Annotated in this window: 13 protein-coding genes and 1 riboswitch; of the genes, 10 read left to right on the top strand and 3 right to left on the bottom strand. The window is 64.1% G+C overall.

Translation table 11 applies throughout. The features are described from left to right. Positions 1-31: 31 nt before the first annotated feature. Together NKJ23_RS11930 and NKJ23_RS11925 are read right to left on the bottom strand one after the other, a co-directional pair. The gene (locus NKJ23_RS11930; RefSeq protein ID WP_352680427.1) at positions 32-1,027 is read right to left on the bottom strand and encodes an ABC transporter permease; all 996 of its coding nucleotides are present in this window, start codon (positions 1,025-1,027) and stop codon (positions 32-34) included. Between the two features lie 83 nt (positions 1,028-1,110). Beyond that, on the bottom strand, positions 1,111-2,622 hold the full coding sequence (locus tag NKJ23_RS11925; RefSeq protein WP_352680426.1) for a sugar ABC transporter ATP-binding protein: 1,512 nt from the start codon (positions 2,620-2,622) through the stop codon (positions 1,111-1,113). A 135-nt stretch (positions 2,623-2,757) separates the two neighbouring features. Here NKJ23_RS11925 and mtnK point away from each other — a divergent pair, with 135 nt between their 5' ends. From mtnK to dhaL, 10 genes are all read left to right on the top strand, one after another. Beyond that, on the top strand, positions 2,758-4,029 hold the full coding sequence (mtnK, locus tag NKJ23_RS11920) for an S-methyl-5-thioribose kinase (protein WP_352680425.1): 1,272 nt from the start codon (positions 2,758-2,760) through the stop codon (positions 4,027-4,029). Next, a complete protein-coding gene (mtnA, locus tag NKJ23_RS11915) occupies positions 4,026-5,120 on the top strand; it encodes an S-methyl-5-thioribose-1-phosphate isomerase (RefSeq protein ID WP_352680424.1) in 1,095 nt (364 codons plus the stop codon). Before mtnK ends, mtnA begins: the two co-directional genes overlap by 4 nt. Before the next feature lie 181 nt (positions 5,121-5,301). After that, positions 5,302-6,186: a helix-turn-helix domain-containing protein gene (locus NKJ23_RS11910; RefSeq protein WP_031211585.1), complete on the top strand. Its 885-nt coding sequence runs from the start codon at positions 5,302-5,304 to the stop codon at positions 6,184-6,186. Between the two features lie 130 nt (positions 6,187-6,316). Beyond that, positions 6,317-6,976, top strand: a complete 660-nt coding sequence (locus NKJ23_RS11905; RefSeq protein ID WP_352472278.1) for a 2Fe-2S iron-sulfur cluster-binding protein — start codon at positions 6,317-6,319, stop codon at positions 6,974-6,976. Positions 6,977-6,979: 3 nt separating this feature from the next. Continuing rightward, positions 6,980-7,966 (top strand): FAD binding domain-containing protein, encoded by a 987-nt coding sequence (locus tag NKJ23_RS11900; RefSeq protein ID WP_352680423.1) that lies wholly within the window; start codon positions 6,980-6,982, stop codon positions 7,964-7,966. A gap of 71 nt (positions 7,967-8,037) precedes the next feature. Continuing rightward, positions 8,038-8,508, top strand: a complete 471-nt coding sequence (locus tag NKJ23_RS11895) for a nuclear transport factor 2 family protein (protein WP_352680422.1) — start codon at positions 8,038-8,040, stop codon at positions 8,506-8,508. A gap of 98 nt (positions 8,509-8,606) precedes the next feature. After that, on the top strand, positions 8,607-10,916 hold the full coding sequence (locus NKJ23_RS11890; RefSeq protein WP_352680421.1) for a xanthine dehydrogenase family protein molybdopterin-binding subunit: 2,310 nt from the start codon (positions 8,607-8,609) through the stop codon (positions 10,914-10,916). 116 nt (positions 10,917-11,032) lie between these two features. Beyond that, a riboswitch (FMN riboswitch) is annotated at positions 11,033-11,179 on the top strand. Between the two features lie 77 nt (positions 11,180-11,256). Then, positions 11,257-11,730: a 6,7-dimethyl-8-ribityllumazine synthase gene (locus NKJ23_RS11885; RefSeq protein WP_023676012.1), complete on the top strand. Its 474-nt coding sequence runs from the start codon at positions 11,257-11,259 to the stop codon at positions 11,728-11,730. 66 nt (positions 11,731-11,796) lie between these two features. Beyond that, complete coding sequence (locus NKJ23_RS11880) at positions 11,797-12,804, top strand: dihydroxyacetone kinase subunit DhaK (protein WP_352680420.1); 1,008 nt, start codon at positions 11,797-11,799, stop codon at positions 12,802-12,804. 9 nt (positions 12,805-12,813) lie between these two features. Further along, entirely contained in the window at positions 12,814-13,452 is a 639-nt protein-coding gene (dhaL, locus tag NKJ23_RS11875; RefSeq protein ID WP_352680419.1) for a dihydroxyacetone kinase subunit DhaL, read from the top strand. Here dhaL and derI read toward each other — a convergent pair. Beyond that, positions 13,449-13,892, bottom strand: coding sequence for a D-erythrulose-4-phosphate isomerase (gene derI / locus NKJ23_RS11870; RefSeq protein WP_352505330.1), 444 nt, complete (start codon positions 13,890-13,892; stop codon positions 13,449-13,451). The genes dhaL and derI overlap by 4 nt on opposite strands. Positions 13,893-13,903 lie beyond the last annotated feature (11 nt).

The following is a 13,903-nucleotide window of genomic DNA, read 5'->3' as shown; positions in this document are numbered from 1 at the left end:
TGTTGAACTCAAAATGTGACCCGGTCGAACCCTATCTCCTGCCCCTGCCGGACAGGGCGAAGGTAAAGACAAGGGCGACCACGAGAACCACGCCCTTGACGAAATCCTGCGTGTAGTAAGGCGCGTTCATCATCGTCAGGCCCTGCAGCAGCACGCCGACAAACACCGCGCCGACAGCTGTGCCGAAGGCGTTCGGCTTGGCGGCGCCGAGAACCGCGTAACCGATGAGTGCCGCAGCCACCGCGTCGAGCAACAGATTATTACCCGAGGCGATGTCGCCGCGTCCAAGGCGGGCAGCGAGCAAAATGCCGCCGATCGAGGCAAAAACTCCCGAAATCACATAGGCCCAGATTTTGTATGCCTTGACAGGCGCGCCGGCGAGTTCTGCGGCACGTTCGTTGCTGCCGACCGCATACATCATGCGCCCGAAACGGGTGTATTCGAGAAAGAACCAGATCAGCACCGCCAGCACGAGCAGGACGACGACCGACACCGGAATGAGGTTCGGGATGAAGAAATCGAAGCGATGGCGGCCAAGCGCCAGGAACGCGGCGCCGAAACTGCCGTTGGCGACCGAGCCGTCGGGCATGGTCATGCCGGTGGCGATCGAGCGGCCTTCGGTCGGGATGCGCTGCAGGCCGACAAGCAGGAACATCATGCCGAGCGTCGCCAAAAGGTCCGGCACCCGCATATAGACGATCAGCCAGCCATTGATCAGGCCGACGACGGCGCCGATCACAAGACAGATGACGACCGCCATGACGGCGTTCTGCCCCAGCACCACCATGACATAGGCAGCCGCCATCATGGCGCTGGTGGCGACCGAGCCGATCGACAGGTCGAAGCCGCCGACGACCAGCGTGGCGGTGACGCCGAGCGCCAGAACGCCGGTGATGGCGACCGACTGGAAGATGAAGACAGCACTTTGCGGCGAGACGAAACCATCGGCGGCAACAGCGAAATAGGCGATCAGCCCGAACAACAGCACGATGAAGCCGTAGCGAATAGCATTGTCGCGCAGGATCATTCAGCGCTCCCGCACGCTGGCACCGTCATTATCCAACCCGAATTCATGCCCTCTCCATTCCAATTCTCATCGCCTTCCCGCTCTCAGGCTGCGCTGTGCAACGGCCCGCCCGCCACTTCGGCCAGCAGACGCTCGAGATCGACATCGGTATTGCGGTGCTCGCCGACGATCGTCTGCTCCGACATCACCAGGATGCGATCGGCCGTCTCCAGGGCTTCGTCGAGTTCGGTGACGAACAGCAGCGTCGCGCGGCCGTGGGCGCTGGCCCGCAGCTTGGCGGCGATGTCGCGCCTGGCCGAGATGTCCACACCTTGAAACGGCTCGTCGAGGATGAAAAGCCTTGCCACCTGCGACATCCAGCGGGCGACCATCACCTTCTGCTGATTGCCACCGGAAAGCGACGCCATCTCGTCCCTCTCGGAGCGGCAGACGATGCCCAACTCCTGGATCTGCTGGCGGGCGACAGCGCGTTCGATACGGCGTTTGAGAACACCGAGACGCGACATGCGGCTGTGGAACGGCAGGCTGATGTTTTCCTGGATGTTGAAGTCGCCGACGATGCCGTTTTCGCCCCGGTCCTTGGCGACGAGAAACACACCGGCGGCAATCGCTTCGCCGGTCGATGCCGGAGCATAGGGTTTCCCGTTCAGCACCATGGTCCCGGACAGCGGCTTGCGCAAACCGAACAGCGTCTCGGCGAGCGCGGTCTTGCCGACGCCGACGAGGCCGGTGATGGCAACGACCTCGCCGTCGCCGAGCGTCAGCGAAATCGGCCGGGCGCCTTCTGCAACCCGCAACCCGTCCGTGGCAAAAATTGCTTTGGCCGAATTCCTGGCGACGATCCGCTCGAGCTGGATCTTGCGGCCGAGCATGGCGTTGACCGCACCTTCGTAATCCAGCGGCTTCTTGTCGAAGATGCCTGAGATAACCCCATCGCGCATCGAAATGATGCGATCGGCAAGCCGCCTGATGTCCGACATACGGTGCGAGATGTAGAGGATCGCCACGCCTTGCTGGCGGAGCCGGTCGAGCAATGCGAACAGCCGGTCGGCTTCGGCGCTGGACAGCGAGGAGGTCGGCTCGTCGAGGATCAGCACTTTCGGCCGGTGCGCCATGGCGCGGGCGATCGCCACCATCTGGCGGTCGGCCAGAGAGAGATCGCTGATCCGGGCCTTGAGGTCGATGGCCAGTCCCATGCGGTCGGCCACCGCCTTTGCCTCGCGACGCACCCGGCCCGGATTGAACAGCGTCGGCACGCCACTGCCGCTCAGCCTGTCGAGGGTAAGGTTGGTGGCGACGTCGAGGTCGGCGACGACACCGTCATTGATGTTCTGGTGGACGGTAACGACGCCGGCGCGGATCGCCTCCGCCGGCGTTTTCGGGTCGAACTCGTGACCGGCAAGCGACATCGAGCCGCCGCCATGGTCGTAGACGCCACTGATGATCTTGACGAGGGTGGATTTACCGGCGCCGTTGGCGCCCATCAGCACGGTCACTTCGCCGGCATGCAATTCGAGCGAGACGCCGCCAAGCACCTCGATATGGCCAAAGGATTTCCTCAGGCCGTAGACGCGGAACACGGCATCATTGCCCATTCGTTCCTCCCTGAGCATGACGCTATGGGCTATATCGGCAATTGTCAACACGATTGACAATTGCCAGCAGGCTTCCTAGCTTGGCCCGACCGCGTTGGCTCCGCTATCATCGGAGCACATGAGCGGGAGGTGAGGATGACTGGGAAATCGCCGTTCGAAGCACTATCGGTCGAGACACTGGCGGGCCGTCTCGGTGCCAACGAGCCCCTGTGTTCGCAGATCGGCAAGGATACGAGCCAGTGGAAGGTTCGTGAAGTCGGCGACGGCAATCTGAACCTGGTGTTCATCGTCGAGGGTGCTGAGGGTGCGGCCGTCGTCAAGCAGGCCCTGCCCTACGTCCGGCTGGTCGGCGACAGCTGGCCGCTGCCGCTAAAACGCTCCTTCTTCGAATACCATGCGCTGACGCGGCAACAGGCGCGGGCGCCGGGTTCGGTGCCCGATATCTATCACTTCGACGAAGGCCAGGCGCTGATCATCATGGAGTATCTGTCGCCGCACATTATCCTGCGGCGGGCGCTGATCGAAGGCCGGCAATTGCCCAATATCGCGACAGACATCGGCTTGTCCATGGCCCGCACGTTGTTTCGCGGCTCCGACCTGCATATGGCGACCAAGGACCGCAAGGCCGATCTGGCACTGTTCGCCGACAATGTCGAACTCTGCGACATCACCGAGAACCTGGTTTTCTCGGATCCGTATTTCGATGCCAAGATGAACCGGCACACCAGCCCGCAGCTCGATGGCATTGTCGCCGAGCTGCGCGCCGACCGCGACCTCAAGGTCGAGGCGCAGCGCATGAAGCACATCTTCGCTGCCAATGCCGAGACGCTGCTGCATGGCGACCTGCATTCCGGCTCGATCATGGTCACCGACACCGAAACGAGGATGATCGACCCCGAATTCGCCTTCTACGGGCCGATCGCCTTCGACGTCGGCATGCTGCTCGCCAATTTCTGGATGGCGTTCTTCTCGCAGCGCGGCCATGAACAGGACGGAAGCCGCGACGCCATGCGTGACTATCTGCTCGGCGTTACGGTCGAGACATGGTCGGTGTTTCGCGCCGAGTTCTCGCATCTGTGGCGAACCGAGCGTACCGGCATGCTCTACCAGAAGAGCCTGTTCGAAGATCAGGGCGACAGGCTTGGCGCCGAGCAGGCGCTAGACCACATGCTGCGTTCGATCTGGACCGATCTGCTCGGCTTTGCCGGCGTCGAGGTTCACCGGCGAATTCTCGGCCTTGCCCACAATGCCGATTTCGAGACCATTGCCGATCCGGATCTGCGCGCCAGATGTGAGGCAAAGGCGCTGAAATTCGGCCGTCACCTCGCCGTCAACCGGCGCCAGATCCACAGCATCGACGAGGTCAACCGGTTGGCCGCGCTGATCGAACGGGAGAGCAGGATTTGAACGTCGGCGACCGCCACTACCGCACCATCTGGCCGAGTGACGACGGGCGTTCGGTGGAGATCATCGACCAGCGCTGGCTGCCGCATGATTTCCGCATCGAAAAGGTCGATACCGTCGCCGGCATCGCCACGGCAATCCGCGACATGTGGGTGCGCGGGGCGCCGCTGATCGGCGTCACCGCGGCCTATGGCGTCGCCATGCAGATGGCCGACGATCCGTCGGATGCAGCACTCGACGCCGTCTGGGCAACCTTGCACGAAACGCGCCCGACGGCGATCAATTTGCGCTGGGCGCTGAACGAAATGCAGCGCTTCCTGCTGACGCTTCCCCTGGCAGAACGTGCCGCGGCTGCCTATCGGCGTGCCGGCGAGATCGCCGACGAGGATGTCGGCCTCAACCGCGCCATCGGCGCCCATGGGCTCGAAATCATCAAGGCGATCGCGGCGCGCAAGCAGCCGGGCGAACCGGTCAATATCCTGACCCACTGCAACGCCGGGTGGCTGGCCACGGTCGACTACGGCACCGCCACCGCGCCGATCTATCTGGCGACGGAAGCCGGCATTCCAGTCCATGTCTATGTCGACGAAACACGACCCCGCAACCAGGGTGCCCAATTGACCGCCTGGGAGATGGCCGGCCACGGCGTGCCGCATACGCTGATCGTCGACAATGCCGGCGGCCATCTGATGCAGCGCGGCCAGATCGACATGGTCGTCGTCGGCACCGACAGGACCACCGCCGACGGCGATGTCTGCAATAAGATCGGTACCTATCTCAAGGCGCTCGCCGCCGACGACAACGACGTGCCGTTCTATGTCGCGCTGCCGTCGCCGACGATCGACTGGACTGTGGGCGACGGGCTGGCCGACATCCCGATCGAACAGCGCTCGCCCGACGAGGTCTCACTGGTCTGGGGCAAGACCGCTTCCGGCGAGATCGCCCAGGTCCGCGTATCGCCGGAAGCCACGCCGGCGGCCAATCCGGCCTTCGACGTGACGCCGGCGCGGCTGGTCACCGGCTTGATCACCGAACGCGGTGTCGCTACGGCCTCGCGCGAAGGCCTGAGGGCGATGTTTCCCGAGCGCGGATGATCCGCTTTTCCGGGAGGGCGCTCCGGATTTGCCTGATCTCACGATTTCTTGAACACGGCACGGTTAAAAACGCCCGTTGCCTGTCCCACATGGACGGCCGTATGCGTAGCGGCGGGGCGGCGCCCAACGCTCGAAGCCGCGGTTGCCCACGGCTCGGCGAGTGAACCAGCGGGATACCGCGATGTCATTCAGACCGTTGCTTGGTGACGGACGGGTTCGGAGCCAGGACGAGAAGTCGGAGCCCCTGCAAACCGCGTCATGGGTCAGCTCCTCGATCGTCTTCGACAACCGGCGGTGGGCGTGCCGGGAGGCGGAGCTCCGCTGGACAGCCCCTCATCATCTGATCGTGCTGACCGAAGAAGGCGGCACGTCCCATACATCCATCCGGCACGAGGCACGATCCCTTTACGACGGAATGGACCGTCCCGGAGCCCTCACCTTCGTCCCGGCAGGCGCGGAACGACAGGGCTTCTATCGCGATGTAAACCTCTCCTATTCAGCCCTGTGGATCGATCCCGATATCGGGCTTCCCGGATGCGAACGCCTGAGGAACCTGCCTATACTGGTAAACAAGAAAGACGCGGTCGTCGCCACGCTGCTGAGTTCGCTTCGTGACGAGATGGCACTCGGCCACAAGCCAGATACTGCCTATGTCGAGCATCTGGTCGCCCTCGTCAGTCTCCGCGTGGCCAACCTGAGCCGGGAGCAACCGCGGTTTGTACGTCACGGCTGTCTTAGCCGCCGGGCACTTGGTCGCGTTCGGGATTACATCGATGCGCATATGAATTCGGACATTTCGCTAAGCGAGCTGGCAGCCGCCGCGGGCATGGCCGTCGACAGTTTTGCGCGTCGCTTCAAGGCGACGACCGGCCTTGCACCCTACGCCTATGTGATCGAGGAACGGGTGCGGCGAGCGGAGGCGCTGCTGCGCGAAACGGGTTTGTCGATCGGTGTCATTGCCTTTCGGCTCGGCTTCTCAAGCCAGAGCCACTTCACCACGACCTTCCGACGTCTGAGGGGCATGACGCCTCGTGCCTATCGAGTGAATTCTTCTCCAGAATCCTGATAGTGCCGCCGGTTTCTTGAAAGAAAGCCGCCGCCCGCACTCCCACCTCCGGTGTCGTTGGGTGACAGAACCCGAGGGTTCGCTCGGGTCAAGTTGCCGTCTGCGCTTCATTGCGGCTGGGAGATCATGCATGGCCAAAACGGACAACAGGAGCGGGCCGACGCGTCGGATGGTATTGGAAGGCGGTGTTGCGACCGGGGTGCTCCTGGCTACCGGACTACCGGTTGACGCCGAGCCGGCCGAGACCGTCACGGCGGCTGCATCGTCCTCGCCGCTACCGACGATGACGATGTCGTTACGGATCAACGCGAAGGATCTTGCCGTCGAGCTCGACCCGCGGACGACGTTGCTCGACGCCCTGCGCAACCATCTCGGCCTCACCGGCTCGAAGAAGGGCTGCGACCACGGCCAGTGCGGCGCATGCACGGTGCTCGTCGATGGGCGCCGGATCAATTCCTGCCTGACGCTTGCCGCAATGCATGAAGGCGACGAGATCACCACTATCGAGGGCCTTGCCGAGGGTGACCGGCTGCATCCGGTCCAGGCCGCCTTCGTCGCCCGCGACGGTTTCCAGTGCGGCTACTGTACGCCAGGCCAGATCTGCTCGGCGGTTGGCATGCTGGGCGAGGCGCGGGCCGGCTGGCCAAGCCATGCGAGCGCCGACGTGGCAGCGGCTTCCGTCGCTCTCACCGATGCCGAGATCCGCGAGCGGATGAGCGGCAACATCTGCCGTTGCGCCGCCTATCCGAACATTGTCGCTGCAATCCGCGACGCGGCAGAGGAGGCATGAGCAATGCAGTCCTTCACTTATGAACGTGCGGCGAGTGCTGAGCAGGCGGCGGCCGCGGTTGCGGCCCGGCCGGACGCCAAGTTCATCAGCGGCGGCACCAACCTGCTCGACCTGATGAAGCTCGAGATCGAGCGCCCAGCGCATCTCGTCGACATCAGCCGGCTGCCGCTTGATCGGATCGAGGAGACGGCGGAAGGCGGGCTTCGGGTCGGCGCCCAGGTCCGCAATAGCAATCTCGCCGCCGACCCGCGGGTAAGGTCGCGCTACCCGATGCTCACGCAAGCGCTGCTGGCGGGAGCGTCCGGACAGATACGCAACAAGGCCTCGACCAGCGGCAATCTCCTGCAGCGCACGCGCTGCCCTTACTTCTATGACCGCAACATGCCCTGCAACAAGCGCCAGCCGGGTTCGGGCTGCGCGGCGCTTCAGGGCTTCAACCGCATGCACGCCGTACTCGGCGCGAGCGAAGCCTGCATCGCGGTCCATCCCTCCGACATGGCGGTCGCCATGTCCGCGCTCGACGCCAGGATCGAGACCGTCCCGCTCGGCGGCGAGACCCGTACGACCCCGATCGGCGATTTCCATCGATTACCCGAGACGATGCCCCAGGTGGAGACCGTGCTCGGCCACGGCGAAATGGTCGTCGCGGTTGTCCTGCCGCCGCCGCCACCCGGCCGGCAGCTTTATCGCAAGGTGCGCGACCGTGCTTCCTACGCCTTCGCACTGGTGTCCGTGGCAGCAATCGTCGAGAAAGGCGGCGACCGTATCCGAAGTGCTCGGATCGCCATGGGCGGCGTGGCAGCGAAGCCCTGGCGCGCGACGGAGGCGGAGCGCACGCTCGCAGGAGCGTCGGCGTCCGACGGTGCCTTTATCGACGCGGCCGAAGCCGCGCTCGACGGAGCTGTCGGGCATGGCGGCAATGATTTCAAGATCCCGCTGGCAAAACGGACGATGCGGCACACGCTCGCTGCTGCCGTCGAGAGTGCGTGAGGTGACACGATGACAGACACGACGACCCCGAACAGCGGTTCCCAGATGCAGGCGACGAGCAGGAGATCGATATGAAACTCACGCGACGCGCCGTTGCCGCCGCGGGTGGCGGCCTTTTTGTTTCTGCCGCCGCAGCTTGGGGCGCCACATCCGACCCGGGAGCTCGTCACGGGCTCGAGGCCGCCGTCGACGCCTTCTTTGCCGGCTGGGCCTCTGGCGACTGGACGGCATTCCTTGACTGTTGCGATGAGACGATGACCTTCCAATTCCCTGTCGGCGAGCAACGAGGCCGGCACGGACCGCCGGAAGGCAAACGGGCACTCGCAGCCTGGACCGCCGCGCATCAAGCGCAGGGGAACAGGATCACGAAATCGACCGTCGATCTCAAGCTCTTCGCCGCCGACTGGGTCATCGTCTGCGATCGTGGGAGCGGGACAATCAGTGACGCGCCCTACACTGGCCTGCATGCGATCTTCATGCGAGCTGGCCCAACAGGGAGGCTGGTCGAGTTTCGCGAGTATTTCGGCGAGATCGCCGCGTGAGCTCCGGCCGCCGCGCGACGAACATAAAGGTGCGAGGAAGCGGCGTCGTCGCGGCCTCGATGCTTCCGAACTCCAGATGAAAAATCTTTAGGTGACTTATGAACGAGACCATACCCGGACTGCCCGGCTCCGCCACCCATTCAAGGGTGAAACCTCGTGCCGATGCTGGCATCATCGGGCGGCCGATCGACCGCATCGACGGTCCGCTCAAAGTGACGGGCGGCGCCACATACGCTTACGAGAATGAGCTGGATGGTACAGCCTATGGCTACATTCTCGGCGCCTCCGTCGCCAAGGGCCGCATCGCCGAGATCGACACGGCCGAAGCCGAACGGGCGCCGGCAGTGCTGCTCGTCATGACGCACCGGAATGCGCCGGCCCAGCCGGATTTCGGCCCAACGGTCACGCCAACGGTGCCGGAGGTCTTCACGCGCCCCCGGCCCGCGCTCAACAGCGATCGGGTACGGTATTACGACGAGCCGGTCGCGCTGGTCATTGCGGAGACGTTCGAGGCTGCACGCGCTGCTGCGGGCCTCATCAGAGTACGCTACGACGAGGAGCCGGGCCTCTACGATCTACCGGGACATATTGCCGACGCCTACGCGCCAAAGCGGACCAATGCCGGCTTCGAGACCGACAGCGTGATCGGCGACTTCGAGCGCGCCTTTGCGACGGCGCCGATCAAGATCGACTCCACATACGGGACCCCCTTCGAACATCACAATCCGATGGAGCCGCATGCGACGCTTGCTGCCTGGTCAGGCAACGAGCTGACGATCCGTACATCGGCGCAGACCCTCGCGAACTTCCGGGCCGGGGTCGCCAGCACGCTTCGCATCCCGCTCGAGCGAGTGCGCATCGTCAGCCCCTTCATCGGCGGAGGCTTCGGCTCCAAGCTGATTGCCCATGCCGACACGATCCTGGCCGCACTTGCAGCGCAGGTGCTGCAGCGCCCCGTGAAGATCGCGCTGACGCGACAACAGATGTTCGCCAATGCCGGTCATCGCGCGGGGATGGTCCAACAGGTACGTCTCGGCGCGGACACTGACGGGCGGCTCACCGGGATCGCGCACGATGTCTGGTCCGCAACGTCCAGCTTCGAGGAGTACTGCGAACAAACGGCAGTTTTTGCGCGCTCGCTCTACGCGGCGCCGAACCGTCTCACCCGCCATCGCCTGGTTCCGCTGGACATCAACCGCGGCGAATGGATGCGCTCGCCCGGCGAAGCGCCCGGCATGCTGGCTTTCGAATGCGCCATGGATGAGCTCGCCGAGCGCGCCGGTCTGGACCCGATCGAACTCAGGATCCGCAACGAACCGGCACAGGATCCCGAGCGCGGCGTGCCGTTCTCCACCCGCAATCTCGTCGCCTGCATGGAGGAAGGCGCCCGCCGTTTCGGCTGGGAGCGGAGAAACCCGACACCGGGTCGAACTCGGGAGGGCCGCAAGCTTATCGGCCACGGCATGGCGGCGGCAATCCGTCCGAACTATAGCGGCGCGGCGACGGCGCGGGTTGCGATCGACCGGGACGGTCGGGTGAAGGCGCGGCTCGACATGACCGATATTGGGACCGGCACCTATACGATCCTGACCCAGATTGCCGCCGAGAGCCTCGGCCTGCCGATCTCGTCCGTCAAGGTGGAGCTCGGCGACAGCCGCTTCCCGCGTACCGCCGGCTCCGGCGGGTCCTGGGGCGCAGCAAGCGCGGGTTCGGCCTTGTATAATGCGTGCAATGTCCTCAAGAAACAGATCCTGGAGGCGGCGCAGTCGAACGAAGCCTCGCCGTTGCGCGGCGCGAACGCCACCGAGGCAAGCTTTGCCGACGGCGTAGTCAGGGTAGGCCAGCGATCGGCGAGCCTGGCCGATCTTATCCGAGGGATCTCTCCCGACGGGCTCGAAGCCGAAGGCTCCGTAGCCGCGGGCGCCACCACCCAGTCATACAAGACCTATTCGCAGCATTCCTATGGCGCGCATTTCGCAGAGGTCGCTGTCGATTGCGATACCGGTGAAATCCGCATGCGCCGGATGCTGGCTGTGATCGGCGCGGGCCGTATCCTCAACGCCAAGACCGCGCGCTCGCAAATCATCGGCGGCATGACCTGGGGGATCGGTGCAGCGCTGATGGAGCAGACGGTGCTCGACCCGCGCTACGGCCACTTCGTCAATCACGATCTTGCCGAGTATCATATGCCGGTCAATGGCGATGTCCCCGATATGGAGGTCGCCTTCCTCGAGGAAGACGACGACAAGGCCAACCCGCTTGGCGCAAAGGGTCTCGGCGAGCTCGGCGTGTGCGGTGCGGGGGCTGCTGTCGCCAACGCCGTTTACAACGCGGCCGGCGTGCGAGTGCGTGAATTTCCCATCACCTTGGACAAGGTGCTGCCTGCCTTACCTGTGATCGCCATTTGACGCTCTCCTCCCTCGCCCTCAACGGTGACCAGGTCGAAACGGATCGCTATTTCTGCGCCATCGACGACGACGCCGGTGGTTGACAGCGCTCTCCGGCCCTTCCATACAAACGCCGTCAATGTTCTCAGGGCGGGGTGAAAGTCCCCACCGGCGGTAAGGGTCTCGGCCCAAGCCCGCGAGCGCTCTCCGGTTAGCCGGAGGGGTCAGCAGATCCGGTGTGATTCCGGAGCCGACGGTCACAGTCCGGATGGAAGAGAACGAAATGGAAGACGGTCCGCTTTCGCGGTTCGGACTCCGTATCGTGCGTCCTGATTCTGGTTCGAAACGGAAGGATGGACCCATGAATCAGCATTCCCACAACGACTATGAAACGATCCGCGTTGCCGTCATTCGCGCGCGTTGGCATGCCGATATCGTCGACCAATGCGTTGAAGCATTCGAGGCGGAACTGGCGGTTCTCGGAGAGAAACGCTTTGCCGTCGATGTCTTCGATGTGCCTGGCGCTTATGAGATTCCCCTGCATGCAAAGACGCTCGCCGTGACCGGCCGCTATGCCGCTATCCTCGGCGCCGCGTTCGTCGTCAATGGCGGCATCTACCGGCACGAGTTTGTTGCAAGCGCGGTCATCGACGGCATGATGAATGTGCAATTGTCGACTGGCGTGCCGGTGCTTTCGGCGGTGCTGACGCCGCACAACTACCATGACAGCGCGGACCATCACCGCTTCTTCTTCGAGCATTTCAAAGTCAAGGGCAAAGAGGCGGCCAGTGCCTGCGTGCAACTGCTGGCAGCACGCGAACACATCGCGGCGTGAAACCTCCACCGCCGGGTGGAAATCCCGGTAAGGCGCTGTAGTATCTCACGAAGCAGGAGGATGCCGGTGCAGACCAAGAAGATCATCAATGACGGCAATCGCTCCGTCGACGAGATGCTGGAGGGCATCCTGGCTGCGCATCCGCGCCATCTCAAAAGCGCGGAGGGAAGTCCGCGCTCGATCATCGCCCGCGACGGGCCTCGCCAGGGCAAGGTCGGCCTCGTCATCGGCGGTGGCTCCGGCCACGAGCCGACATTCCTCGGCTTCGTCGGCAAGGGGCTGGCTGACGCGGCCGCGATCGGCAATGTCTTCGCCTCGCCGCCGCCGGACCCGATCCTCGAATGCGCCAAGGCGGCCAGCGGCGGCGCCGGCGTGCTGTTCATGTATGGCAATTATGCCGGCGACGTGATGAATTTCGACATGGCCGCCGAAATGGCGGCAATGGACGACATCGAGGTGCGTACCGTGCTGACCACCGACGATGTCGCCTCGGCGCCACGCGACCAGAGGCAGAAGCGACGCGGCGTCGCCGGCAATTTCTTCATCTTCAAGGCCGCCGGTGCCGCATGCGACCAGATGCTGTCATTCGATGAATGCGAGCGTATCGCCAGGAAGGCCAACGATCACACCTTCACCATGGGCGTGGCGCTGTCGCCCTGCTCGTTGCCGCAGACCCGCCGGCCCAATTTCGAGATCGGACCGGACGAGATGGAGATCGGCATGGGCATCCATGGCGAGCCAGGCATCGCGCGCGGAAAATTGAAAACCGCCGACGAGATCACAGACGAGATGCTGGACAATATCCTCGACGAGATGGCGCCGGTGCGCGGCGACAAGGTCGCGGTGCTGGTCGATTCGCTCGGCTCGACGCCGCTGATGGAACTCTACATCATGAACCGGCGGGTCAAGCAGAGGCTCGACGAGATCGGCGTTTCCGTCCACGCGACCTGGGTCGGCAATTACTGCACCTCTCTCGAAATGGCCGGCGCCTCGGTGACGCTGATGCATCTCGACGGCGAGTTGCAGGCGATGCTCGACCATCCTTGCGACTGCGCCATGTTCCGCGCCGGCTGAGAAAGCATCATGACTTCGATCGATTCAGTCGGCTTGAAAAGAATGTTCGATGAGATCGCGGCGGCGATCGACGCCGATAAGGACAGGCTCTGCCAACTCGACGGCGTCATCGGCGACGCCGACCATGGCATCGCCATGGCACTAGGCTTCACTGCTGCGCGCGATGCACTAGCGCAACTCGACCTCGCGGCGACCGAGCCGACGGCGCTGCTCAACACTGCGGCGAAATCCTTCCTCAACGCGGTCGGCGCCTCGTCAGGCCCCCTCTATGCGACCGCCTTCATGCGCGGTGCCGCCGCCGTCAAAGGCAAGGCAATTCTGGAGGACACTGACGTCATCGCCATGCTCCGGGCGATGGCGCAAGGCATCCAGGATCGCGGCAAGGCCGAGCTCGGCGAAAAGACCATGGTCGACGCCTGGCTGCCGGCGGCGCAAGCAGCGGGTGCCGCGCAGGAAGCCAGCAAGAGCCTGTCCGAGAGCCTGGAGGCTGCACTTGCAGCGGCCGAACGAGGTGCCGAGGCGACCAAGGACATGATCGCCGCCAAGGGCCGCTCATCGCGGCTCGGCGAGCGCTCGCTCGGGCATATGGACCCCGGCGCCGCATCGGCCGTGACGATCATCAGAGCGATGCGGAACAGTCTGGCTTAACCCCGCTTCGCCGCGTCGAGCCTGTCGATCGCCTGGACATTGCCGGCCGATGGTCCCTTCTCATCGAATTCCGATGCAAGCCATGCATCGACGATCGACTTGGCCAGTTCCGGGCCGATGACGCGGGCGCCCATGGTGATGATCTGGGCGTTGTTGGATTTTGCCGCGCGCTCGGCCGAATAGGTGTCGTGGGTGAGTGCGGCGCGAATGCCGGGCACCTTGTTGGCGGATATGGATACGCCGATGCCGGTGCCGCAAAACAGGATGCCGCGATCGTTCTCGCCGTCCAGGATGGTCTGGGCGAGCTTCTGCGACAGGTCGGCATAGTAGCCCGCCTGGCTGAGGTCGTTGACCGTGAGGCCGGGCTTGGTGGCGAGGTGAGCGGCAATGACGTCGAGCAGCGGCTTGCCGGCGCTGTCGGCTCCAATGGCAATTTTCATGTTCCGTTTCC

It is taken from the genome of Mesorhizobium sp. M0184, assembly GCF_040322215.1.
Lineage (GTDB): Bacteria > Pseudomonadota > Alphaproteobacteria > Rhizobiales > Rhizobiaceae > Mesorhizobium.
The sequence above is the reverse complement of the archived record's forward strand: the minus strand, read 5'-3'. Positions and strand labels throughout refer to the sequence as shown.